This window comes from Halapricum desulfuricans (assembly GCF_017094465.1).
Lineage (GTDB): Archaea > Halobacteriota > Halobacteria > Halobacteriales > Haloarculaceae > Halapricum.
Genome location: NZ_CP064792.1, coordinates 157,145 through 180,725, shown reverse-complemented (window position 1 = coordinate 180,725; position 23,581 = coordinate 157,145). Strand labels below are relative to the sequence as shown.

The window sequence follows — 23,581 nt, the reverse complement described above, 5'->3', positions numbered from 1 at the left end:
GTTGTCCACTAATAGTGGACAGACGTCACCACTCCGCGATGCTACCGTCGTCGTGATACCAGATCGGGTTCTGCCAATCGACGTCCAGCTGGGCCTGCTGTCGGACATACTCCTCGTTGACGGTAATACCGAGGCCGGGCTCGTCGGGGGCCCGGACGTTGCCGTCTTCGAAGCCGAACACAGTCGGATCCCGCAAATATCTCAGCAGGTCGTTGTCTTCGGGATCGTGGATTTCGAGATCCTGTCCCTGGGCGAGGGCGTTCGGGACGACCATATCCATCTGGAGACAGGCAGCGAAGGCGATCGGTCCGAAAGGGGAGTGTAGCGAGACGCTGATGTCGGCTGTCTCGGCGGCGTTCGCGATCTTCTTGACTTCCGAGATCCCGCCGGCGCTCGACGGGTCGGGCTGGATGACGTCGACCAGCCGGCCCTCGATGACGTCCTGGAACGCCCACCGCGAGTAGAGGCGCTCGCCGGTCCCAAGCGGAGTCGTGGCGTGGGCTTCTATCTTTGGTAGGGCCTCGAAGTGCGCGGGTCGAACTGGCTCCTCGTAGAACATCGGATTGTACTCGTCGAGTGCCGCCGCGAGCCGCTTCGCCGCTCCTATCGTGACGCGACCACTGAAATCGACGACGAGGTCGATTTCTTCGCCTACTTCCTCACGCACGGCGGCGACGCGCTTGCGCGCTCGCTCGGTCGTCTCCGGTGGGTCGAGACGATCCGTGTGGGCGACCGCCTCCATCTTGAGGATGTTGTACCCATTCTGGACGGCGTCAGCCGCGGCATCGCTAACATCCGAGGCGGACTCGCCCCCGATCCACTGATACACGTCAATGTGGTCGCGTGCCCGGCCACCGAGGAGTTCATACACGGGTGCTTCGAAGTGCTTGCCCTTGAGATCCCATAGTGCTGTGTCGATACCACCGATTGCACTCATCAAGATTGGACCATCCCGGAAGTATTGCCCGCGATACATCGCCTGCCAGTGGCGTTCAATTTCCCTCGGGTCCTTGCCCAAGAGGTAGTGCTCCATTATCGTCTCGACAGCAGCGACCGTCGCGCTTGAATGGCCAGCCAGCGTCGCCTCTCCCCAGCCGACCAGCTCGGTATCCGTTTCAAGCCGGAGAAACACCCACCGGGGTGGGACAGAGAACACCTGGTAGTCTGTGATTTCCATACCGCGGATAACGATATCTGGCGTCTTGTAGATTGTGAGCGAATACACGAAGAATCTGGCATTGAATATGACGAAAGGGGAAATATTTATATATTGGGTGATCAATGATGATAGTGGGCCTTCCCATGACAGACGTACTCATAGGAGTCGACGCGGGCACGTCGATGATCAAAGCGGTGGCGTATACAACGGACGGTGAGCCCCTATACAAGAGCAGTCGCAAGAACGAGGTCTTGCGACCGGAACCGGGGTGGCGCGAGCAGGACATGGACGACACGTGGGACGCGACAGCGGCGACCCTCCGTGAGGTCGTCGAACAACTGAACCGGCAGGACGAAATCCTTGGATTGGGCGTGACAGCTCAGGGAGACGGCTGCTGGCTGATGGACGACGACGGGCAACCAGCGCGGGACGCGATCCTCTGGCACGACGAGCGCGCGAGCGACATCATCGGTGAATGGCAGGATTCAGATATCAACGATCGACTGTACGACATCTGCGGGAGCGTCCAGTTCCCGGGGTCGAGCCTGGCGATTCTGCTGTGGCTGCAGGAACACGAACCGGAGACTATCATGCGCGCCGATACAGTCCTGTTTTGTAAGGACTGGCTTAAGTACAGACTCACTGGGGAGATCACATCCGACCCCAGCGACATGTCGATTCCGTACATCGACGTGGAGACGGCCGAGTACTCCTCGGAAGTGTTCGACATCGTCGGTGCCTCGCAGTTCGAATCACTGCTCCCGCCGCTTCATGACCCGCTCGACGTGATCGGCGAAGTGACCGCCGAAGCAGCCAATCAGACCAACATCCCAGAGGGGACACCCGTCGTCTCTGGACTGTTCGACGTACCCTGTTCGATGTTCGGGAGCGGTGTAGCTCAAGCCGGAGAAGGTGCTTCAGTGGTCGGGACGACGTCGCTCAATCAGGTACTGATGGACGAGCCCGACACCACGCCCCATGGCGCGGGGATGACGCTCTCGCTGGGCCTGGACAACGAACTCGGGTACGAGGGCAAGCGGTGGACCCGAGTCATGGCCTCGATGATCGGTACGCCCAACCTGGACTGGTGGCTGGACATGCTCCGGTACAGGGAGGATCCGGACTACGAAGCCATCGAAAAGCGGGCCTCCAAGATCCCGATCGGAAGCGAAGGCGTCCTCTATCACCCGTATCTCAGCGGCTCGGGCGAGCGCGCGCCGTTCTTGAACACCAAGGCACGTGCGCAGTTGATCGGCCTAGAACCGGACCACACCGAAGAGCACATCGTCCGGGCGGTCTACGAAGGCGTCGGGATGGCGATGAAAGACTGCTACGAGCATATTCCGGACACGCCCGAAGAAGTCTACGTGGCCGGCGGCGGGGCCAAGTCCAACTTCTGGTGTCAAATGTTCGCCGACGCGATCGACGCCGAATTCGCCGTGCCGGAGGGCGAAGAGTTCGGTGCCAAGGGTGCCGCGATGTTGGCTGGGACCGCCGTCGGCGTCTTCGATACCTTCGAGAGTGCGGTCCAGATGTCTAGAACGGTCGAGAAGAGCTACCAGCCCAACCCGAACGCCTCGTCAAAATATGACAAGCTTTACGAGTACTACAAGATGACCTACGAGACGATGTTCGACGTCTGGGACAAGCGCGTCGAGACAATCAACGAAATAAACGAATAGGTGCATGCGATCCAGGCGGGTGCCACATACCACGCGGATCAATACGGTCTCGCCGACGTCGAAAGCACGTATCGAGCGACAAACTGCGATCACTGACACGAGATCAACCATGACAGATAAACTCACACTACAGACGGAACGAGAGAAAGTAAGCGAACTCGGGCGCGAGATGCTCGAACAGGGGCTCACAAAAGGAACCGGCGGGAATATCAGCGTACGGAGCGGTGATCGCGTTGCGATCAGTCCGTCGGGGATGGACTACACAGAGATTACCCCTGAAGATGTCCCCGTCGTCGATCTCGACGGAAACCGGATCGAGGGCGACCGTAAGCCCTCAAGCGAAATCGCGATGCATACCGGTATCCTTCGAGAGCGCGATGATGTCGGTGGCGTGGTACACAATCACTCGCCGTACGCGAGTACCTTCGCGAGCCTCGGAGAACCGGTACCGGCCTCACACTATCTCATCGCCTTCGTCGGCGACGAGATCCCTGTTGCACCCTACGAGACCTACGGGACTCCCGAACTGGCCGAGGCGGCGTTGGAGGCGCTTGGTGAGGAGTACAACGCCTGCCTACTCGAAAACCATGGAGTCGTCGCCGTCGGTGGCTCCGTTGACGCGGCCTTCGAGGTCGCGATGATGGTCGAATACTGTGCGCGCATTCACTATCAGGCGGTCAGCATCGGTGAGCCGAACGTCCTACCGGACGAGGAGGTCGATACTCTCATCGAGCGGTTCGCCGGCTACGGACAGCAACACTGAATCATGAACCACATTCCGACTATGCGACCGTAAGCATGAGAGAACCTACAGTATGGCACCCACAGTCGTAGTGATCGGTGGCGGTGCGACCGGCACTGGTACGGCCCGTGACCTGGCGATGCGCGGGTTCGATGTGACCTTGCTCGAACGTGGTAATCTCACCCACGGTACCACCGGCCGGACGCACGGTCACCTCCACAGCGGCGGTCGATACGCTGTCTCCGATCAGGAGAGCGCAATCGACTGCATCGAGGAGAACCGGATCCTCAGAGACATCGCCCCCCACTGCATCGAGGATACGGGCGGTCTATTCGTCCAGCTTGAGGGCGATTCGGACGAGTACTTCCAGGAGAAACTGGACGGCTGTGCGGAGTGTGGGATTCCGACAGAAGTCATCTCCGGCGAGGAAGCGCGCAGACAGGAGCCGTATCTCACCGGGGAGACCAAGCGGGCGATCCGGGTGCCGGACGGCGCGCTCGATCCGTTCCGGCTGGCCGTCGCCAACGCTGCCGATGCCATCGAACACGGTGCACGCGTCGAGACACACGCCGAAGTCGTCGACCTGCTTACCGATGAGAGCGACGTCACCGGCGTCCGCTTTCGGCGACAGGGACCGAACTACCGCGGCGAGGGTAGCGAGGGAGATGTCGAGACGATCGAGGCGGATCACGTGGTAAGCGCGGCCGGCGCGTGGGCCGGACAGGTCGCCGCAATGGTCGATGTCGACGTGGTAATGGCCATCTCGAAGGGTGCGATGGTGGTCACGAACGTCCGCCAGATCGACACGGTGATCAACCGCTGTCTCCCCAAAGACGAGGGCGATACCATCATCCCCCACGAGACGACGGTCCTGCTAGGTGCGAACGACGAGCCCGTCGATGACCCGGACGATTACCCCGAAGAGCAGTGGGAAGTCAACATGATGATCGACGTCGCGTCGGAGATGATCCCTATCATCGAGAACGCACGAATGATCCGTGCCTACTGGGGCGTCAGGCCGCTGTACGACCCGGATCCGGAAGGGACCGAGGATACGGGGGACGTGACGCGCAACTACTTCGTCCTCGACCACGAGGAGCGCGACGACGTGTCGGGATTCACCTCCGTCGTCGGGGGCAAGCTCACGACCTACCGCGAGATGGCCGAGTCCGTCACTGACCACCTCTGTGACCGCTTCGGCGTGGACGCAGCCTGTCGAACGCACGAAGAACCGCTCCCGGGGAGCCGCGACCCGTCTATCCTCGAGGAGTACATGGGTCGGTTCGACCTCCGCTCACCAGTCGCGAAACGGAGCGTCCAGCGACTTGGCGACCGCGCACCGGAAGTACTCGGGAGCGAGGATCCCAATCCGGTGGTCTGTGAGTGCGAGGCCGTCACGCGCGCCGAGATCCGCGACGCCATCAAGGATGTCGGGGCTGACCTCAACACTGTCCGGCTACGGACCCGTGCCTCGATGGGGAACTGTCAGGGCGGGTTCTGTACCCACCGGCTGGGCGCGGAGGTCTATCACGACCACGAGGCGCCGACGGCCCGCGACGCGATCGACGAACTCTACCAGGAACGCTGGAAGGGGCAGCGCCACACCCTCTGGGGCCGGCAGCTCTCCCAAGCAATGTTGAACCACATGCTTCACGCAACAACAATGAACCACGACGCCGATCCGAGGCTTCGCGGGGACACGATCGACTTCACGGCCTTCGACGCGGGCCGGAAGACCAGCACGGTGACAGATGAAGGGTCGACCAATGGCGATTGAGAGTGACGTCCTGGTTGTCGGCGGCGGTCTCGCCGGCGTCGCCAGCGCGGTCGTCGCCGCCAGGGAAGGCGTCGACGTCCGCTTGCTCGCCCACAAGAAGAGCACACTCCGACAAGCGTCAGGGCTGATAGACGGCCTCGGATATGTCCCACCTCGTACACCGCTGGAAAAGCACGCCGATTACGTCTCTCAGCAGCGCCGGGATTTCCGCGAAGTCCGCGACAAACGCGGGGACTACCTAGGACCCCTGCAGACGCCCTATGAGGGGATTGACACCCTGCCCGACGACCATCCCTACTCAATCCTGGGCGCTGACGCCCTCAGAGACGGACTGGCGCTGTTCGACGATCTCGTCGGGGACACCTACCTAGGGAGCCACACCGAGCGAAACGCGCTCGTCCCCACGTTCGGCGGGACGGTGAAACCCACTGCTCGATATCCCCGTGCTGCGGCGGCAGGTCTGGCGAGCGATGAGCGGCCAATGCTTCTGGTCGGATTCCGGTCACTCACGGAGTTCGACGCCGGCATGGTCGCCGATCAGCTAGCGGCAGCCGGTGTTCCCTTCGACGTCCGCGGTGTCGAGGTCTCGTTCGCCGAATCCTTCCCGACGGACACGAAGATCACCCGATTCGTGAAGGCGTTCGACCACGACGAACGGATCAAGGGGATCCCCGTTAGGCGTGCGCTCGCCGAGGTAGTCAAGCCATACGTCGACGACGCCAAACGTGTCGGTTTTCCCGCCGTCCTCGGCGATGACAACGCTGCTTCAGTCCGGACGGATCTCGGAGACCGTCTCGGCGCGGATATCTTCGAGATCCCAATGGGGCCGCCGTCCATCCCCGGTCTCCGACTAGAAGACCGGCTGTTCGAGACGCTAGACGCGGAAGGTGTCCGTCTTGAGACCGGCGTTCCGGCCGTCGGATACGAGAAGGACGGCGACACTGTCGAGTCGGTTATCGTCGATCGGATGGGGAGCGAAGTGCCATACGCCGCTGACACGGTCGTCCTCGCCACGGGCGGTCTGGTCGGCAAGGGCCTAGACTCGGATCGCGAAGGCGTTCGGGAGCCGATTTTCGGCTGTCATGTCCCGTACCCCGAGGACCGCTACGACTGGTTCGTCGACGATGCGTTCGGCGATCAACCCTATGCCCGCTTCGGCGTCCATCCGGACGCATCGATGCGGCCGCTCGATGCCGACGGCGAGCCGGAGTTCGCCAACCTCTTCGCCGCGGGTTCGGTCGTCGGCGGTGCCGACGTCGCACGCGAGAAATCCGCCAGCGGCGTCTCGCTCGCGACGGGCGTGGTCGCCGGCCGGAACGCCGCGATAGAGAGTCGAAAACGAATCGAGCGAGTGGAGGCGTCGTCATGAGCGAGAAACACCGAGCTGACGAAGCGGATCGGCGACGACGCACAACCGACGGCGTCGCCTCCGAAACGGTCAACCCCGAGCAACCAGATGCCGTCGAGGTCTTCCCGGAGGGCGAGTTCGACCTGCGGCCGGGCGCGGACGACTGTTACAAGTGCACGACCTGCGAGACGTCCTGTCCGGTCGCGGCGGTCGACAAGTCGTTCCCCGGACCAAAGTTCCAGGGCCCTGAGCAGTGGCGGCTCAAGCGCAAAGACGAAATCGAGATCGATCCGTCGATCTCGGAGTGTTCGAACTGCCTCCGGTGTGACACGTCCTGTCCGTCGGGCGTCAACCTGGCCCAGATGCACAACACCGCCCGCGGGGAGTACGTCGACAACCAGCTGTCGACGTTCTCGATCAAGTACGTCCGCAACCGGATTCTCGCGAACTATCGGACCTCCGCCCGCCTCGCGAGCATGTTCCCGCGGACGGCCAACTTCGTCATGAACTTCAAACCGGTCCGTTGGGCAATGGAGAAGATTCTGCACGTCCCCAGCGAGCGGGACTTTCCCGAGTTCGCCACTCAGACCTTCCGGGAGTGGTGGTCTGAACGAGGCGGCGCGCAGGTGACGAACCCGGACAAGCAAGTGGCGTACTTCCACGGCTGCTACGCCAACTACAACACGACCGAGGTCGCAAAAGCGATGGTCCGGCTCTACGAGTACTTCGGGTACGAGATACTCGTGCCACCGCAGAAGTGCTCTGGGACACCGATGTTCGCAAACGGGATGCTCGACGATGCCCGTCGCCACGCCGAAACCAACGTCGAGAACCTCGCCGCTGTGATCGAAGACGGCGCAGACGTGATTGCCTCTTGCACCTCCTGTTCGATGGCACTGCGCAACGAATACCCTGAACTGTTCGATATCGACGGCATCGAGACTCTGGCCAAGAACACTTTCGACGCCCTGGAGTATCTCCGAATACACGAGGATCTACACGGCGCGATCCAGGATGCAAGCGTCTCCGGTGAGTTTGCCGAGGAATTCGCATACCACGCCCCCTGTCACTCCCGTAATCAGGGCCTGGACCGGCAGGCGATTGAGCTGTTCCGAGATCTCGACGGCGTACAAATAGAGGACGTCGGCGACTCTTGCTCTGGCATTTCCGGCACCTACGGCTGGAAGGAAGAGAAGTATGAGAAGTCAATGAAGATCGGCGCGGAGATGTTCGAGCACATGGAAGCCGCTGAGGGAACCACAGGAATGACCGAATGTCCCACCTGCGGGATGCAAATGGAACATGGTACCGGCTACGACGTCCATCACCCGCTGGAAGTGCTCGAGGCCGCGTTCGTGGACTAATGCTTTCCGGCTCGCCGCCCGTTGTGCTTACTCAAGTGTCTCTCGGGCCACGGCGAGGGCCTCCTCGTGGAGGCGACCGTTCGACGCGACGAATCCCGAACTGTCCCGATTCCACCGCTCTCCGCGGCGGTCAGTCACTGTTCCGCCGGCCTGACGGACCTGAAAGACTCCCGCCACAGTATCCCACGGGTCCGGGTCGGGATTGAACCCAATCGCGGCGTCGAACGCACCGCCCGCGACCAGTGAGAGCGTCAACTGGGCGGATCCGATCCGTCGGAATTCCCCGAGGTGTTCGATCGTCGCATCTGCAATCCGGCCGAACGTCCGGTGGTCCTCGGTGTCGAGTCGCAGTGTCGAGGCGACCAGCGCCCCGGCCGAGTCGTCAGTCTCGCTGACGGACAGCAGTGTTGCGTCCCGTTCCACGCTGTCTCCGGTGGCGACGTACCGCTCGTCGAGTGCCGGAGCCACGTTGATACCTGCCACAGGACTGCCATCTTCCACGACGGCGACGCTTGTGACCCACTCGCTCATTCCGCGCGAGTAGTTGAGCGTCCCGTCAATCGGGTCGACAATCCAGGCGGTACCGCGCTCGGGCAACGTCTTGCGGGCGTCGGCCTCTTCGGCCACAATCGCATCGTCCGGAAACGCTGACTCGATCATCGAGACGATCCGCCGTTGGGTCCGCCGGTCTGCTTCAGTTACCGGATCTACCTGGCTCGATTTCGACGCCACGTCAAGGTCGGTTCGGAAATGCTCCGCGGCCACTGCCGCCCCTGTGCTAGCGACAGTGACCGCTGCTAGCTCACGAGTATCCATAACGTCCCGTCGCTCTCGACGGACAAATAACGAGGGGTGGTCAACGAAATCTGCAGCCAAACACAGTACTTGAGTATCATATCGATCTTTGGTTCGAGGTGCCGTGGACCTCAAACCCCGTCGAACAGCTGATAGATGAGGTCAGCAAGCGATACAACAGCCAGTGGATGCGCTAGACAAAGGAAGAGTAAACAGCCACGGGGCACCGGGCCAGAGGCCTTTGTTGTTCCCTCAGCCGTGCGCTAGCACTCCCTACTCGGCGAGCAAGCGGGATGAGGTCGGACGGCTTACGCGCCCCGACCCGGACAAATACACCAACCGAACTTGAGGTTGGGTTTTGCGAGTCAGGTAATCAGAGGCAAACTATAGATCCCTTTGCGACACGCCCCATACATTTATGGGACCGCCAGGGGAACTCAAATATGGCTATTTGCCATGACATACATCGGATCGGTCGATCAGGGAACAGCCGCAACGAAGTTCCACGTCTTCGACGAAACCGGGGCGTTGATGGCCGACGCCGCCCAAGATCACGAGCAGATCTATCCCGAACCGGGCTGGGTCGAACACGATCCCATCGAGATTTGGGAGAACACCAAAGCCGTCATCACGGAGGTACTCGACGCGGAAGGGATCGATGCCGCGGAACTCGCAGCTATCGGCATCACCAACCAGCGCGAGACGACCATCGTCTGGGATCGCGAGACGGGCAAGCCGGTGTACAACGCGATTGTCTGGCAGGACAAGCGTCCGACCGATCGCATTGACGAACTCGTCGAAGCCGGATGGGAGGAGAAGATTAGGGAGACGACTGGATTGGAGCCGGATCCATTCTTTTCGGCCGGAGAAATCGAGTGGATCCTCAAGAACGTCGACGGCGTCCAGGAGCGCGCCGAGGCGGGCGAACTCCTCTTTGGCAACATCGACACCTGGCTCGCCTGGAATCTCACCGGCGAGCATGTCACGGACGTATCGAACGCATCCCGGACGATGTTGTTCGACATCCACGACCTCGAGTGGGACGACGACCTCCTTGCGGAATTCGGCGTCCCCGAGGTGATGCTCCCCGACGTTCGACCGTCGATCGACGAGGAGTACCACGGCGTCACCGACCCTGAAGGGTTCCTCGGTGTGGAAGTTCCTGTGGCCGGCATGATGGGCGACCAGCAGGCGGCGCTGTTCGGCCAGGCGCGCTTCGAGCCGGGCCAGATCAAACACACCATCGGTACGTCGTGCGTGATGCAGATGAACATCGGAACCGACGCGACGATCAGCGAACACGGGTTGAACACGACGCTGGCCTACCAGCAGACAGGCGAGCAACCGCGGTACGCCCTCGAAGGCGAGATTTTCACAGGCGGACAGGTGATCGAATGGCTCGTCGAACTCGGCGTCCTCGAAGACGTAGCCCAATCGGACGAGCTGGCCAGATCGGTCGAGTCGACAGGTGACGTCTACGTCGTGCCGACATTCCAAGGGATCGCGACGCCGTACTGGGACCCCAAGGCGCGCGGCGCGATACTGGGGCTCGAGCGAGGGACCAGTCCCGAGATCCTGGTCCGTGCAGCCTTCGACAGTATCGCCTATCGCGCCCGGGACGCTGTCGACGCGATGAAAGCCGACAGCGGACTCGATATTGATCGCATCCGGATCGACGGCGGCATGTCGATCAACAACTTCCTCTGTGAGCGCATTGCGGACGTGACTCGAACGAGCGTCGATCGACCGGTCGTCCGCGAGACAACGGCGCTGGGAGCCGCATACGCGGCTGGGCTGGCCGTCGGCGTCTGGCCCGACACGGACGCAATTCGCGACCAGTGGAAACTCGAGCGGAGCTTCGATCCCGTGTCCGACGCCGAGACGATCGACACCGAGTACGAACAGTGGCAGAAGGCCATCGAACTCACGCGGGAGTGGCCATGACGTTCGCGGCCGCTCGATCAAACACCTCACGGTAACAACGAACGGAGATCCCATCTATGACAATCGAAACCGAAACCGGAGTCATCGTCGCGCTCGATCACGGCCTCCACTGGGGAACGTTTGCCGGGTTCGAGGACTATCGCGGAACGCTCGAGACGGTTCTGGACGGAGAACCGGACGGCATCCTCGGAAGCGTTCCGTTTCTGAATCGCTTCCAAAACGTCCTCGATGCGTCCCCTACGACGACGCGCGTCGGAACGCTTGACGTCATTCACGATTCGACGATCCCAGGAGATGCCGACCGGGCCGAAATCCACCGACAGGCGTTCAGCCTCGAGGAAGCCGCCCGCGTCGGCGCAGATGCGGTCAAAGTCTGTGTCGTCTACGGTCGGGAGGATCCGGACGTTCTGGGCGACAACGTCGAGTTCGCCGCCCGGATCGCCGAAAACGGTCGCAAGCACGGACTCGATGTCGTTCTCGAGCAGGTCCTGTGGGGCAACCGCATCGAGGACGAGCAGGATCCCAACCTGATCGAACACGCCGCCAGGCTCGGCGTCGAACTCGGGGCCGATGCCCTGAAACTCTACTACCCGGGCAAGGAGAAACTTGATGCAATAACAGCTACCACGCCGTGCCCCGTTTTCGTCGCCGGCGGCGTACAGACGGACGACCTGCGCGAGTTCCTCGAGATGACCCGCGACGCGATTGACGCCGGCGCCAGCGGCGTCACCTACGGGCGAAACGTCTGGCAACACGACGATCCGGCGGCTATGGTCCGGGCACTCAAAGCGATCGTCAACGACGACGCGTCGCCAGATGCGGCACTGACACACCTAGGTTGAACGACGCGATCGTGATTCGCGGGCCAAACACTTATCACAATTTGTCATGAAGTTTTTTCGTGGTGACATCACAATGAAGAAGCTCATCAACGATCCAGAAGACGTCGTCGACGAAACACTCGACGGCGTCGTAGCAGCTCATGGAGACGTGGTTCGGCGACTCCCAGACACGAATGTCATCGTCCGAAAAGACGCGCCCGTCCAGGGTAAAGTCGGCGTCGTCAGCGGCGGCGGCAGCGGTCACGAACCGGGTGGCGCGACGGGATACGTCGGGGAAGGCATGCTCGATGCGGCCGTCGCCGGCGAAATATTCACGTCCCCGCCGGCGGACGAGATGAGCGAAGCCATCCAGGAAGTCGATGCCGGGGAGGGCGTCCTCGTCATCACCACGAACTACGAGGGTGACATCATGAACTTCGAGACCGGGATGGAGATGGCGGAAATGGAAGCCGACGTCGAGACCACGGAAGTCGTGACGAACGACGACGTCGCCGTCGAGGATTCGACATACACGTCGGGCCGGCGCGGTGTCTGCGGAACCATCTTCGTGCACAAGGTCGCCGGTGCGGCCGCAGACCGAGGCTACTACCTGGAGGAGGGGCGTCGCGTCGCGCAGAAAGCAAACGACAACACAGGTACGATGGGAATGGCGCTGACCTCGTGTGTCACACCCGAGAAGGGCGAACCCACATTCGACATTGGCAAGGACGAGATCGAGATCGGCATCGGCGTTCACGGCGAACCCGGCGTGGAGCGCACGGAGCAGAAGTCCGCCGACGAAATCGCCGACCGGCTGACGGGCGAGGTGCTCGAGGACTTAGACCTCGATCCGGGGGCAGAGGTCGCGACCATCGTCAACGGGATGGGCGGGACGCCCCTCTCGGAGCTGTTCATCCTCGACCGGCGCGTCAGTCAAATTCTCGACGAACACGATCTCGAACGGTACGATGCGTGGGTCGGTGATTACTTCACATCGCTGGATATGAAGGGCGCATCGATCACCGTAATGGAGCTTGACGACGAACTGATTGAGTTGCTCGATCACGCGGCAGCGACGCCGGCGCTGACCCGGTAGGTGACAATCGCTCCCCTACAGCACTATTCGGCACAGAAACACTTCTTTATCAGTATCTGGTGTGACGCACGTAAACTAAATTGAGATGGTCCCACAAAAATGGTTGTAAGTGGTGTCAAATCTTTTTATATTCGGTAAACGAACCCACAGTTATGAACCCTAGTAAGGGCTTTGTCCTCGTCCTCGTCGCCACTCTCCTCGTGCTATCAGCCATGCTGATCCAGCCGTTTCTCCAGTACGTCCTCGGTGCTATCCTCCTCGCTTACGTGCTCTATCCACTGCAGAATCGTCTCGAAGCGCACGTATCACCAATGGTCGCCGCACTCTCGCTCGTGATTCTAGCAGTTGCGGGATTCGTCGCCCCGTTCGTGATAATCCTCGCGAAAGCCGTGTCGAGTGCCAGGAATATTATGAAAGACTTCGACACTGATTCGGTGCAAATCAAGGTGGTCGAATCTTGGATCGAGGAACTTACCGGACAGGAGATCGATATCGCCAGAGAATTCGTCAACTCAGGGCAGGAAATCGGGACGATCGTATTCGAACGATCGATCCAAGCGTTCGGTACGATCACCTTCCACCTCATCGGGATCGCGTTAGCACTCTTTCTGGTCTACTACCTTCTCAAAGACGGTGACGATCTGCTCAACTGGCTCCACCGAACGGTCCCCCTCCCGACAGACATCCAGCACGACCTCTACGATGAGATCAATAACGTGATGTGGGGGGTACTCTTCGGGCATGTCTTCGTCGCGATCATCCAAGGAGCCGTCGCCGGGGTGGGACTCGTCGCTACTGGCGTTCCCAATGCAGTGTTTTGGACGGCCATCATGATGGTTCTCGCAATGGTTCCACTCGTCGGTGCGATCCCTGTCTGGGGTGGGGCCGTGGTCTACTTGTATATCACAGGCGAGCCACTACTCGCCGTTGGATTATTTGTCTACAGCGTTATCGTAGTTGGACTTACCGACGACTATCTTCGCCCATTTGCCGTCGATAGGTACGCTAAGCTCAATCCTGCAGTTATCCTCCTCGGTATCCTTGGAGGGGCGTACGCATTCGGGATTATGGGGCTGTTCTTTGGTCCCGTTGTCCTCGGTGCACTCAAAGCCACTCTCCGCGTGGGCTTGGATAACTGGTCCCAGATCGGCGAAAGTGATGTCAGCTTATAGGTATTGAAATGCTCAAGAAACGTTCTGAAGCAGTTCCTTGTCACATATCTGTCCGGAATCATACATTACAGCCTCGCTTGATCCACTATGGTCTCAACTTCCAGTGAACAAGATTCTATATAGCTATATACGATTTATAACCCGGATATCAAAGGTCTGAGGGCCTATTCCTGGGATATTCGGCATAAATGAGGGAATGAAAAGTGCTTATGATTACTCCAATAATCACGACCACTTTGAAGTACCCCGCCGCCGTCGGTGAAGCACGAATGCTGCAATCGGCTCAGAACGGCGCTCCCCCAGGGTAGAGCCGCCGAAACCGGGATCGCAGAAAGAGGGGGCAGTCGATGCCTAACCGAGCGCTCCCTACGTCGCTCGACGAGACGTTCGAGCGTTACTTCCAAGACAAGGGGAAAGGTCGCGGCAGCGATGGCGGGAACTACCGACGGAACACAGCACGGGAACTCGACCGATTTGCTGAATGGGCTGCCGGCGACCGCGGTCGAGACGACTGGAACGGGGGTCGTCTCCGACGTCGTCGGCATCATTCTCTATGGGAGTGTGGCTCGGGGCGAGGCTGATCGGCGGAGCGATATCGATCTCTGGATACTAGCCCGGCCTGAGCGGGCCGAAAGCCAACGAGAAGCGAACGCCATTGCCCGTGACCTGAAGACACGGAGTTCGATGGTGACCGATACGCCTACGATATCGATGTCGAGACCGTCCAGGCTATCCCGGCATACACCGAAGAGATACGAGAGATCGTCGTTTCAGGGATTCTGGTCTACAAGACACACGATGCCTTCGAGATGGCTAGATACTATCGGACAGGCGTGAAATTGTACCCATGTGTTCACACATAGGGGAACAACTTATTACGCCGGCCATTGTATCCTCTCTTATGAGTCAGGAATCGCTCGACGACACGATTAAATTCCGCGCGGGGCCGCTCAAGGAGGCGGCAACTGAACTCGACTCTGTCCATCTGGGCGGTATCAATATTAGCGAGCTCGGACGAGAAGGACTTACCCAGATGCTTCGACGAGCGATGACGGATGAGGACAAAATCGCGATTTACGAACGCTATTCGGCAGGTGACCTCTCAGAAGACGCTGCTCGAATACTCCTTGGTGATGAGTTCGATCTGCTTCAGGAAGACATTGACGCCTTCCGCGAGGCTACCAACGACAATACTAGCGACTATCTCGTCTAAATGGCCCGCGAGGACACACGGTATCCAATCTTAGTCGATACTGATGCGCTGATCGCTGTCGCGAACAGTTCCTTGTGGGACCGGCTAACTGAACACGTTGGTCTAACGACGACAAACGTCTGCAAACAGGAACTCGAGCAGCACGTCGAGAACACGCGCGAGACTGCACCGGAAGGAAGCCGTCCGTACCGGCTTCATTATGGAAGTCGTACCGCGCTCGAAGCGCTTGAGGATGATGAGACATCACTCTCCTTGGTGACGAGCGTCCCCCGCCCTCACGGAGCGGATGCCGGCGAGGAATCACTCCGACAGGAAGTAAGACAAAACCCAGAGGTTGTCGACTATGTTATTCTGATGGACGCTGCAGGCCGACGCTCGATTCGTCGTGCTGTCGATGACCAAGATGAAGATATCCGTGCCGTAGCACCGCCATTTCTGTTCTATATTCTTTACGACAACGAGTTAATTTCGCGTCGTGAATTCTGTCAAGCGTGCGGCGAGATGTTGGAGCGTGAGGGCTGGACCGGATACAACGCAGTGAAGACTGCGTGGGAGGCGATCCCGATTGATTGCAGTGATATTCTGGATAATCACCTGCTCCCCTGACGAATCATGCACCAGAACACCTCATCGACACGGGATGGATCGACACCACTCGCGAGTTCCTTCGAGCGCTACCTCCAAGACAAGGGGAAAGGCCGCGGTGGCGACGGCGGGAACTACCGCCGGAACGCTGCACGCGAGCTCGAGCGGTTCGCCAAGTGGGCCGCCGGCGACCGCGGCGACGACGACTGGTCTGGGATTGTGCCTGATGGCATCGACCGTGAACCCACCTTCGCCGATCTCGACGAACGGGTGTTCCGAGAGTACGCCCGGCACCTCGCCGGTGATCGAGGGCTCAAGCAGAATACCGTCCAGACCTACTATCGGTATATTTCTGCATGGTGTGGCTGGTGTGTCAACGAGGGCTATCTCGAGGCGCATTACGCCCAGCGGGCGAGTGCGATGGCACCGCTTCCCGATGACGATGGCCGCCGGCCTGGCGATCAGCAGGCCTGGACATCCGAGCAGCGCCACGCACTCACCCGTCACGTCGATGAGCAGGCTCGTGAAGCCATCGAGACATACACTTCCCTCCCGGACGATGTTAACCAGCACGACAAGCAACGGGCCCGGTATGCAGCACTGAAGGCTACCCGTGACCGGGCGCTTGTGTTCACCCTCGCGTACACGGCTGTCCGTGTAGGCGAACTCCTTCGAGACCCGAACGACCCACGCCGTCGTGGCGTCCGGTGGGAAGAGATTTCGCTCGACGACGGAAGTATGGACGTCTATCGGAAGAAACAGCAATGGGACGCCGCGAGTCTCCCGGATCCAGTAATTGCTCCGCTACGGAGCTATCGAAAGCTGTTGAACCCACCAACAGATCGGTGGCCAGTGTTCCCGACATTCGACCAGCGAACGCTTTCGACGCTCGTGGAGGACGAGCTGGCTGACCGAGGAGAACGCCCAGATGCGATCGACAAACAACGCGACGAATACGCTCGTGACCTACTGCTGGCGCTTGACAAAGACATTCGACCACCCTCGATCACGACGGATGGTGCACGGTCGATTCTCAAACGACTCTCTGGGGCTGCGGAAATCGACATTGATCATCCGAAGCACGAGTATCTCGCACCTCACGGAGGTCGACGCGGGATGGGTGAGGTTCTCGTTCGGGCGTTCGGGTATACAGTCGCTGCTCGGTACTTGGACAACTCCGAGGAGATGGTCCGTGAGCGGTACTCTCACATTGAGGCCGGTGAACTCGGTGATGTGGCGACAGAGGCACTCAACGAAATTGACTCAACTCCGAGGAACGTCGATAAGCAAGGTTGACTTATTCAAAATCATACCGTGCTTAGTGAGACTTCAATAGCGAATCGATAGGTTCCTGTTCTAGGAAGGTTCTCGATCAGATGTATCAGTTCAGTACTGAAACGGTAGTAGCGCTACAATTCGAAACGCTAGAGATGGGACTGTGAAGTACCTCGGAGGCAAGCCCCGAGGCACTCGCCCTACCCCGCCTGTAGAAATTACTCAGATTCAATAAGCAATTTCTCACGTGCGGCGTGGATATTCGACCGAACTGCATCTTCGGTCACATCTCGAACATCGGCCCACTGGGCGACAGTATATCGTTCTGCTTCCTCAACGACGACCCAGTCAATAGCCTCATGAAGGGAGAGTTCGCCTGCAATGAGTTCTGTGACCCGTTCGAGGAAGTCCTGGTCGTCCCATGCGAGATCGACGTCTTCGAACTGGTGCTTCTCAGGGTCATACGAGGCGACCATCTGGATGGCGCCGTTCTGTTCGAGTTCTGCTCGGACGTGAGCAGGCAGAGAGTCTAGTGCAGTTTGCGGTAACGGGTAGGCAGGAACATCGTCACCTTCTCCGCGGTAAACGGCGGAGCTTGTCGGTGGACTCCCGTTCTGACCGCTAGACCGTGGTAGGCGTGAAGATGCCGTTCACGTTCAACGTCCCCGACTTCAGGGCAAGGTGACCGGTTGCCCCTCCAGAACCAGACTTGTGCCAGTTCTGGAGTAGTTTCCGGGCGATGTTCTTCGCAGCGTTGTAGTCGGCGTGGTATTCGTGCCCACATTTCAGACATTCGAACTCGTCTCCGTCTCTATTGTCTTCGTGGGTAAAGCTACAGTCAACGTGACTACACCGTTGACTGGTATACTGTGGCGCGATTTTCTCGACGGCAATCCCGTATTCGGAGGCTTTGTACTCGGTGTACTCTTGAATGCGACGGAACGCCCACTGCTGGAATTTACTCGCGTTCGAGATACGCTTGCGGATATGTTTCAGTTTCTCGAACGCAATGTGGGTACAGTCGTGAGCGAGAGCCTCCTGCACCAGTGCTTTCGAGACACGATGCAGGTAGTCCTCACTCCAGTTGGCGAATCTGCCACCAAGTGATTTCATCGTAAGGTGTGCCGACCGCGTTCCAGTCTGTTGCATCTGTCCACGCTGCTTCTCGTATTCACGCCGCTTGTGGTTGAGATAGTCGGCGTTGCCAATGAACGCACCACTCGAAGTGACCGCAAGGTGTCCATCCACGTTCAAGTCTACGCCGAGAACCGTTCCGTTCTCGGCATCTTCCGACTCTATGTTCGTCTCTTTCACAACAGCGATGTGGAGGTAGTAGTCGCCGTCACGGTGATGCAACGTCGCTTCGCGTTTCTCCCACTCGTCAGCAAAGTAGGTTGTCGGTGGCACGTCCTCGTCGGGCAGGACGTACTCGGCTTCGATACGTCCGTCCACAGTGGCAAGCGTGGCGTACTCGTCGTAGTAGGTAACCGCGTTGCGGTTGTAGACGACCGAATCCGACGTAAACTGTGGTTTCGAGGGATTCTCGCCGTCTTTGCGTTTTTCAGCACAGGAATCGAGTGCGTCGGCGGCCCGATTCCGCGCGGCACAGACGAGGTCAGCGTTGAGTTCGTCAGTGGCTTCGCGTACTTCGTCGTATGTCTTGTCGTGTAGATCAGTTTTCGACGTGACGATGTAGCCGTCTTCTGCGCCGTTCCAGCCGTCGTCTGCGACCATCTGAGCGGCCTGTTTGAAGCGGTCTATCGTCTCTTGGAGAAGGCGGTGAGCGTCGTCGTCTACGTCGAGTTTCACGACGGCAGTACGTCGAAGCTCCACAGTTACCATACGATTTTGAATAAGTATAAAAATTGTTCATATAGTAGTATAACATTGGAGAGTCAGTAGTCGTGTAGCTGGTGGATTGTCGTGTAGAGCTTACGCGATTCCCTCCCGCCCTGTTCGCTCCTCGGTTCTGACTGGTCGGAACACTCGTCACTCACGGGAAGGGCGGGATTCCCTCGCTGTATCAAGATGGATATTAGTCTACCCCAGCCTCACTCGCAAGTATCGAGACCTCTCTTTTGAGAAGAGTGAGTGTTTTTTACTCTAGTAGCGCGAGTCGCACAGCATCAGACATACCGGCGACGCGGGCGGCGTGTTCCCAGGATTCCTCGCGGATGCCATTGGTCACATAGGCGAATCCGACGTTCAGCTCTGGATCGCCCCATCCGAAAATGCTGCCGAGACCAGCGTGACCGAACATACGTTCGCGGCTGAGCGACCCAAACATATCGTTTGCCAGCCCTCCGGTCCAGAATCCGAGGCCGTAGCGTGCTGGCCGCGAGAGCGTGCCGTCCGAGTCAGTTTCGGCGTGCGTCCGCGTCGCCTCTGCAACAGTAGTCTCCTCCAAGAGGCGAGTCCCATCGAGTGCGCCACCGTTGGCCATAGATGCGTAGAATCGCGCCATATCGCGAGCGGTCCCAATTCCGGTCGCAGCCGGGACTACGGCGCGCCGTACTGCATCGTCGTTGAACGCGGCCGCTGATTCAGACGCCGGAATGCCAAGGCCTTCACCCGGATCACGACAGCGATCGAATACTTCGAAACCAGTGAGCGTAGCGACATCGTCGTCTTCGTTGGCCGCGAGCCCGATAGATGACTGCTCCATCCCCAACGGATCGAACACGTTCTCGGCGACGTATTCCTCGACAGGCTGTCCGCTAAGTCGATGGATGAGTTCGCCGACAAGCCAGCCATAGTTGAACGTGTGGTATGCTGGCTGTTCGCCCGGTTCAAACACTGGTTCGATATCTTCCATGGCCTGGACGACCGCGTCCCAGTCGCTCCATTTCTCGGCTTTGTCGTCAAATTCACCGTACGGGATGCCAGCCGTGTGGCTGAGGACATGCCGAATCGTGATGTCAGCTTTCTGCGTGCCGGGGTCAGCGAACTCGGGCCAGTACTCGACGACTGGGTCGTCGTAATCGGCCTCACCGTCCTCGATCAGTTGATGTAATCCAACGCCGGCGTACGGTTTCGTGCACGAAAAAATCAGATGGCGGGTCTCGGGAGTCGTCTCTTTACCATCGGGCCCTGTCATACCGCCCGCGAAATCGACGACCAGCTCGCCATTAACGTAGACCGCGAGTTGCGCGCCGTGGTGCAGGCCGACGTCAAGGTGACGGTCAAATTCCGCTCGTAGTTGCTCGTGATCGCTATCGGTAATGTGTGACATACACATTAAGGATTATAGTCCGTGTCAATTGATGTTTTGGGTCGTCATCAGACAATCTCGCTCAGCCGTGTACCGTTAACCAACAAATCTATGCCGTTTGCAGCTATGTTAGTTAACACGAGGCGACAGAGACACTTAACGAAATTGACTCAACTCCAAGGAACGCCGATAAGCAAGGTTGATTCATTCAACGCTCTTGGGAAGCAGGTTGTTGGTCAAGTAGAGCTGGCGCTATAGAAGCGTAGCGGGCAAGGGTGACGCGGCAGCGTCACCCGATATGTTCCCATTCGAAGTGCCGAACTCAGAGGCGAGCGCCGCGAATCTGCTCCGACAGGTTCGCTGGCGCGATGGCCTCTATTGCCCACGCTGCCGGGCCGAATCTGTGATTCGGTACGGCAGCTATCGAGTGTTTCAACGGTATCTCTGTAAGGATTGCGACCGCACATTCAACGATCAGATTAGCACCGTCTTTGAACACTCTGCGGTTGAGCTCAGAAAGTTGTTTCTCGCCGTCTACACCTACATCCGTTTCAACACGAGCCTCAGACAGTTAGACGTCGAAATCGATGTCTCCTACAAGACGGTCTACCGGCGCGTCTAGCGCTTTCTGCGAGCGCTGGACGCGCCTCGGCCACCAACAGCATTTTTAGCTAACTGAACGACTTTGCTTGTGAAGCGGGAAATTTTCGACATAGACCATCGCCGATTTCCCGCTTCATACTCCTCGTTCTAACGATCGAAACCGATGCAGTCCAGCGATTCACCAGAGCCCTCTCAAGAGTATTCTTTCAGATCCAAATCGGACTTGTAGAGCCCCAGCATCGCGAGATGGGCCGTCAGGACTTGCGCCACTTGTGGCTGCACTTTGTGCAGGTGGACAGTGTAAATTAATACACACTTATATATAATATCCTATAAGAGCGTATTATTAGTTACGCTTGAGCGTAACGAGTATTAATACTCGTAACTTGCAAACGTTACGCGCAAAATTACTATTCGTTACGTGCGAGGGTTTTCCGACAATCCTCTTACCTAGACCCCCCTCCGGACATACATGCAGAACCACTATCACCACGAACACCACTTCAACCACCACGCAAGATAGAGTCTGTAGGCAAGCTATCCCTATTAGGGACATGCCTTATACGAGAGTGTGCCAACACTATCTGAGTCTATCTAAGATAATATTCCAGTCAGCCTAAGCATCCAAATCCGTCAGGGCCCACTGAACACTCCAGAGACGCAAATATTCTCAGGAAGGGACTCCTGTAACTCGGCAAGACTTTGGTTAGACTGTTCTGAAAGCAGAACCGGGAGTGAGATTACTTGCGAACAGTTTGTGACGTCCCCAAGGTCAGTATCGTCTGCAGTCTCATCCGTACTGCGTCCCATAACGTCCTGGGCCTCAACACTGCTCCCTGAGCTGGATGCTGTCTTCACTGACTTGGTCACGTCCTCAGCTGGTGAATTATCAACATCTCCAGCTGGGCGCTCACTATCTCTAACCGACTCGTCACTGTCAGTCGGACTGCTCGCTGAGGGCCGACCACGACTGAACGCGTCCAGCGGGAAATCGAGAGCGCGAGCGCGTTTTTCTTTGGTAAAGGTGGTCCGGGACGTCGTACCCAGGACAGCGGCGACATCCTCGCGTGAACACCCTCGCTCGAGTGCCTGGCGCACTTGCTCGTCTTCTACTCGCTGGAGGAGAGTCTGCGTCTCATCTGGAATATGGCCGCGCGAGGAGTTCGCGATTTGTTCGGGCAACCCCCATTCGTTCGTCTCGACGTCCTTGTCGATGAGCTGTCGCCCGCGTGACTCGACGACGTTATCCAGCCCCATAAGCATCCAGAGACGCTCGCGTAGGGCAGTGACAGTCAGATCGACCGAGACTGCTTCAACGATATCACCCGTCCGTGCTGGGCCGTGTGCTTCGAGATATTCCAAGATCTCGATATCTTGCGGCAGAAGGTTGTTTCGATCGGCCGCCGATAACTCGACCGGCGACTCCGCGATTGTCGATCGGTTATGGACCCACGTATGACACGACCGACAAAACACAGTGAGATTCGCCGGGTCGTGTACGTCCATACCGTTTGGATCGCGGTCGATATGGTGCACCTGTAGCGTCGCTAGACCTCCGTGTTCAGGATCGCGACGCCCACAGATCTGGCAGCGGTGGCCATAGTCATTAAGCACCTCCCTGCGTGTCGCTGCATTGACTGAGTCAGTGTCGGTGGTCCTGTAGGTCGACGGCTGGTTCGTGCCGTCGCTGGCTGTCTGTGTCGCTGGCTCTCTATCTGTTGCTCGTCGCGTGTCGTCTACTGTGTGTTCTGGTGGTGACATTGTATTCGTATGTTTCGTGAGTTGCTGGCGATCGGGTTGCTGACCTACTGCTCGTCTTGCTGCTCAGTAGCGACAACACTCTCGCTGTGCGATCTAGTCGCATTCTACGCCGGTCTCGAGTGACGGAGCAGGCGCTCAGTCGTTGCTGTACAGACAGCTGTTTGCTCGCCGTCTGACTACTGGATACAGCTGGGAACACGAGCGTATGAGCCCTATGCATCGATCGTGGCCGTGAGCGACTTGAGGTCGAAGTCGGACTTGCTGCAGTACCGCTGGGTGAGGGAACTCAGCGCTTCCGTCCGTAGGATGTCCGCCACATTGTGCATAGCGACATCGGCATACTGCCCGGCCTCGAAAGCGGTCACCGCCTCACTGCTCTCGGCAAAGGGGTCATACGCGCCGGCGTCACCATCGCAGAGGACATCATAGGCGGTGACGAGATCAGCGCCTGTCTCGCCGTCAGCCGTCGTGTTGAACAGCGTCTTCACGAGGGGCAGCAGATCGGCATAGGGGACATCTACGAATGGCCAGGCGATATCGTAGGCAGCCAGGCGCGTCCGCAGGAAAGGCAAGTCGAACCCTCCCTGCCAAGTCTCACCATTGTATGCCACAAGCAGGACATCCGCCGGCGAAAGCTGCTCGGAGACGAATATGGCAACAGCTGTCAACAATTCGCCTTCCGTGCGGTGGGTGTCGACCTGGACATGTTCTTCAGTCCGCTGTTGAACGGCCGTCGCGACATCGCCTGGTGGGCGGTCGCCTGTCTGGACGAATACCTGATAGCCCAACTCACGCTCAAAGCCGACGACTGTCACCGCATCCATCGCGTTGAAGCCCGTCGTTTCGATATCAAATGCACGCTGAGTGAGCTGCGTCATCGCGGCTCACCATTCGTGTTTGTTGGCTCGGCCGGGTCGCACGCTGGACCTCGGACGGGTGGCTGTGAGAGTGTTGATCGTATAGCCACGTTTGACGTGTCGGTGGCTGCGCTCGACTGCCGGGGTAATGCCGTCTGGACTGCAGAGTCGGATAG

Annotated in this window: 19 protein-coding genes and 3 pseudogenes; 15 read left to right on the top strand and 7 right to left on the bottom strand. The window is 58.8% G+C overall.

The genetic code is table 11. From position 1 onward, the window contains the following. Positions 1-25: 25 nt before the first annotated feature. Positions 26-1,177, bottom strand: coding sequence for a galactonate dehydratase (dgoD, locus tag HSEST_RS14480; protein ID WP_229123078.1), 1,152 nt, complete (start codon positions 1,175-1,177; stop codon positions 26-28). Positions 1,178-1,302: 125 nt separating this feature from the next. On the opposite strand from dgoD, the gene HSEST_RS14475 reads away from it, so the two are divergent. From HSEST_RS14475 to HSEST_RS14455, 5 genes are all read left to right on the top strand, one after another. Beyond that, positions 1,303-2,841 carry an FGGY-family carbohydrate kinase gene (locus HSEST_RS14475; RefSeq protein WP_229123077.1) on the top strand — a complete coding sequence of 513 codons (1,539 nt, stop codon included), beginning with the start codon at positions 1,303-1,305 and terminating at the stop codon, positions 2,839-2,841. 109 nt (positions 2,842-2,950) lie between these two features. After that, a complete protein-coding gene (locus HSEST_RS14470) occupies positions 2,951-3,604 on the top strand; it encodes a class II aldolase/adducin family protein (RefSeq protein WP_229123076.1) in 654 nt (217 codons plus the stop codon). Positions 3,605-3,656: 52 nt separating this feature from the next. Then, on the top strand, positions 3,657-5,360 hold the full coding sequence (gene glpA / locus HSEST_RS14465) for an anaerobic glycerol-3-phosphate dehydrogenase subunit GlpA (protein WP_229123075.1): 1,704 nt from the start codon (positions 3,657-3,659) through the stop codon (positions 5,358-5,360). Continuing rightward, a complete protein-coding gene (gene glpB / locus HSEST_RS14460) occupies positions 5,350-6,729 on the top strand; it encodes a glycerol-3-phosphate dehydrogenase subunit GlpB (protein WP_229123074.1) in 1,380 nt (459 codons plus the stop codon). Before glpA ends, glpB begins: the two co-directional genes overlap by 11 nt. Then, a complete protein-coding gene (locus HSEST_RS14455; RefSeq protein ID WP_229123073.1) occupies positions 6,726-8,072 on the top strand; it encodes an anaerobic glycerol-3-phosphate dehydrogenase subunit C in 1,347 nt (448 codons plus the stop codon). The genes glpB and HSEST_RS14455 overlap by 4 nt, the downstream gene beginning before the upstream one ends. Before the next feature lie 27 nt (positions 8,073-8,099). On the opposite strand, the gene HSEST_RS14450 is transcribed toward HSEST_RS14455, so the two are convergent. Further along, complete coding sequence (locus HSEST_RS14450; RefSeq protein ID WP_229123072.1) at positions 8,100-8,888, bottom strand: inositol monophosphatase family protein; 789 nt, start codon at positions 8,886-8,888, stop codon at positions 8,100-8,102. 435 nt (positions 8,889-9,323) lie between these two features. Here HSEST_RS14450 and glpK point away from each other — a divergent pair, with 435 nt between their 5' ends. From glpK to HSEST_RS14410, 9 genes and pseudogenes are all read left to right on the top strand, one after another. Beyond that, on the top strand, positions 9,324-10,811 hold the full coding sequence (gene glpK / locus HSEST_RS14445) for a glycerol kinase GlpK (protein WP_229123071.1): 1,488 nt from the start codon (positions 9,324-9,326) through the stop codon (positions 10,809-10,811). Between the two features lie 56 nt (positions 10,812-10,867). Next, positions 10,868-11,653 carry a class I fructose-bisphosphate aldolase gene (locus HSEST_RS14440; RefSeq protein ID WP_229123070.1) on the top strand — a complete coding sequence of 262 codons (786 nt, stop codon included), beginning with the start codon at positions 10,868-10,870 and terminating at the stop codon, positions 11,651-11,653. Between the two features lie 73 nt (positions 11,654-11,726). After that, positions 11,727-12,728: a dihydroxyacetone kinase subunit DhaK gene (gene dhaK / locus HSEST_RS14435; RefSeq protein ID WP_229123069.1), complete on the top strand. Its 1,002-nt coding sequence runs from the start codon at positions 11,727-11,729 to the stop codon at positions 12,726-12,728. 152 nt (positions 12,729-12,880) lie between these two features. Beyond that, positions 12,881-13,900, top strand: coding sequence for an AI-2E family transporter (locus tag HSEST_RS14430; protein WP_229123068.1), 1,020 nt, complete (start codon positions 12,881-12,883; stop codon positions 13,898-13,900). Between the two features lie 347 nt (positions 13,901-14,247). Next, positions 14,248-14,421 (top strand): annotated as a pseudogene (locus HSEST_RS14715) (site-specific integrase); the annotation flags it as partial. A 13-nt stretch (positions 14,422-14,434) separates the two neighbouring features. Further along, positions 14,435-14,763: pseudogene (locus HSEST_RS14425) on the top strand (nucleotidyltransferase domain-containing protein); the annotation flags it as partial. 38 nt (positions 14,764-14,801) lie between these two features. After that, the gene (locus HSEST_RS14420; RefSeq protein WP_229123067.1) at positions 14,802-15,113 is read left to right on the top strand and encodes a hypothetical protein; all 312 of its coding nucleotides are present in this window, start codon (positions 14,802-14,804) and stop codon (positions 15,111-15,113) included. After that, entirely contained in the window at positions 15,114-15,719 is a 606-nt protein-coding gene (locus tag HSEST_RS14415; RefSeq protein ID WP_229123066.1) for a hypothetical protein, read from the top strand. A gap of 6 nt (positions 15,720-15,725) precedes the next feature. Beyond that, a complete protein-coding gene (locus HSEST_RS14410; RefSeq protein ID WP_229123065.1) occupies positions 15,726-16,994 on the top strand; it encodes a tyrosine-type recombinase/integrase in 1,269 nt (422 codons plus the stop codon). A 197-nt stretch (positions 16,995-17,191) separates the two neighbouring features. Here HSEST_RS14410 and HSEST_RS14405 read toward each other — a convergent pair whose 3' ends face one another. The 3 genes from HSEST_RS14405 to HSEST_RS14395 form a co-directional block, all read right to left on the bottom strand. Next, positions 17,192-17,449, bottom strand: coding sequence for a hypothetical protein (locus tag HSEST_RS14405; RefSeq protein ID WP_229123064.1), 258 nt, complete (start codon positions 17,447-17,449; stop codon positions 17,192-17,194). A gap of 145 nt (positions 17,450-17,594) precedes the next feature. Next, positions 17,595-18,815, bottom strand: coding sequence for an RNA-guided endonuclease InsQ/TnpB family protein (locus tag HSEST_RS14400; RefSeq protein WP_229123063.1), 1,221 nt, complete (start codon positions 18,813-18,815; stop codon positions 17,595-17,597). A gap of 256 nt (positions 18,816-19,071) precedes the next feature. Further along, entirely contained in the window at positions 19,072-20,205 is a 1,134-nt protein-coding gene (locus HSEST_RS14395) for a serine hydrolase domain-containing protein (RefSeq protein ID WP_229123062.1), read from the bottom strand. A gap of 277 nt (positions 20,206-20,482) precedes the next feature. Between HSEST_RS14395 and HSEST_RS14390 the strand changes: the two are divergent. After that, positions 20,483-20,803: pseudogene (locus HSEST_RS14390) on the top strand (transposase); the annotation flags it as partial. A gap of 617 nt (positions 20,804-21,420) precedes the next feature. On the opposite strand, the gene HSEST_RS14385 reads toward HSEST_RS14390, so the two are convergent. Together HSEST_RS14385 and HSEST_RS14380 are read right to left on the bottom strand one after the other, a co-directional pair. After that, positions 21,421-22,548, bottom strand: coding sequence for an HNH endonuclease signature motif containing protein (locus tag HSEST_RS14385; RefSeq protein WP_229123061.1), 1,128 nt, complete (start codon positions 22,546-22,548; stop codon positions 21,421-21,423). A 212-nt stretch (positions 22,549-22,760) separates the two neighbouring features. Continuing rightward, entirely contained in the window at positions 22,761-23,426 is a 666-nt protein-coding gene (locus tag HSEST_RS14380) for a hypothetical protein (RefSeq protein ID WP_229123060.1), read from the bottom strand. Positions 23,427-23,581: the final 155 nt, after the last annotated feature.

Bases quoted from the DNA above. Each gene is read 5' to 3' on its own strand.
- dgoD (WP_229123078.1), bottom strand. From the start codon at position 1,177: ATGGAAATCACAGACTACCAGGTGTTCTCTGTCCCACCCCGGTGGGTG.
- HSEST_RS14475 (WP_229123077.1), top strand. From the start codon at position 1,303: ATGACAGACGTACTCATAGGAGTCGACGCGGGCACGTCGATGATCAAA.
- HSEST_RS14470 (WP_229123076.1), top strand. From the start codon at position 2,951: ATGACAGATAAACTCACACTACAGACGGAACGAGAGAAAGTAAGCGAA.
- glpA (WP_229123075.1), top strand. From the start codon at position 3,657: ATGGCACCCACAGTCGTAGTGATCGGTGGCGGTGCGACCGGCACTGGT.
- glpB (WP_229123074.1), top strand. From the start codon at position 5,350: ATGGCGATTGAGAGTGACGTCCTGGTTGTCGGCGGCGGTCTCGCCGGC.
- HSEST_RS14455 (WP_229123073.1), top strand. From the start codon at position 6,726: ATGAGCGAGAAACACCGAGCTGACGAAGCGGATCGGCGACGACGCACA.
- HSEST_RS14450 (WP_229123072.1), bottom strand. From the start codon at position 8,888: ATGGATACTCGTGAGCTAGCAGCGGTCACTGTCGCTAGCACAGGGGCG.
- glpK (WP_229123071.1), top strand. From the start codon at position 9,324: ATGACATACATCGGATCGGTCGATCAGGGAACAGCCGCAACGAAGTTC.
- HSEST_RS14440 (WP_229123070.1), top strand. From the start codon at position 10,868: ATGACAATCGAAACCGAAACCGGAGTCATCGTCGCGCTCGATCACGGC.
- dhaK (WP_229123069.1), top strand. From the start codon at position 11,727: ATGAAGAAGCTCATCAACGATCCAGAAGACGTCGTCGACGAAACACTC.
- HSEST_RS14430 (WP_229123068.1), top strand. From the start codon at position 12,881: ATGAACCCTAGTAAGGGCTTTGTCCTCGTCCTCGTCGCCACTCTCCTC.
- HSEST_RS14420 (WP_229123067.1), top strand. From the start codon at position 14,802: ATGAGTCAGGAATCGCTCGACGACACGATTAAATTCCGCGCGGGGCCG.
- HSEST_RS14415 (WP_229123066.1), top strand. From the start codon at position 15,114: ATGGCCCGCGAGGACACACGGTATCCAATCTTAGTCGATACTGATGCG.
- HSEST_RS14410 (WP_229123065.1), top strand. From the start codon at position 15,726: ATGCACCAGAACACCTCATCGACACGGGATGGATCGACACCACTCGCG.
- HSEST_RS14405 (WP_229123064.1), bottom strand. From the start codon at position 17,449: ATGGTCGCCTCGTATGACCCTGAGAAGCACCAGTTCGAAGACGTCGAT.
- HSEST_RS14400 (WP_229123063.1), bottom strand. From the start codon at position 18,815: ATGGTAACTGTGGAGCTTCGACGTACTGCCGTCGTGAAACTCGACGTA.
- HSEST_RS14395 (WP_229123062.1), bottom strand. From the start codon at position 20,205: ATGTCACACATTACCGATAGCGATCACGAGCAACTACGAGCGGAATTT.
- HSEST_RS14385 (WP_229123061.1), bottom strand. From the start codon at position 22,548: ATGTCACCACCAGAACACACAGTAGACGACACGCGACGAGCAACAGAT.
- HSEST_RS14380 (WP_229123060.1), bottom strand. From the start codon at position 23,426: ATGACGCAGCTCACTCAGCGTGCATTTGATATCGAAACGACGGGCTTC.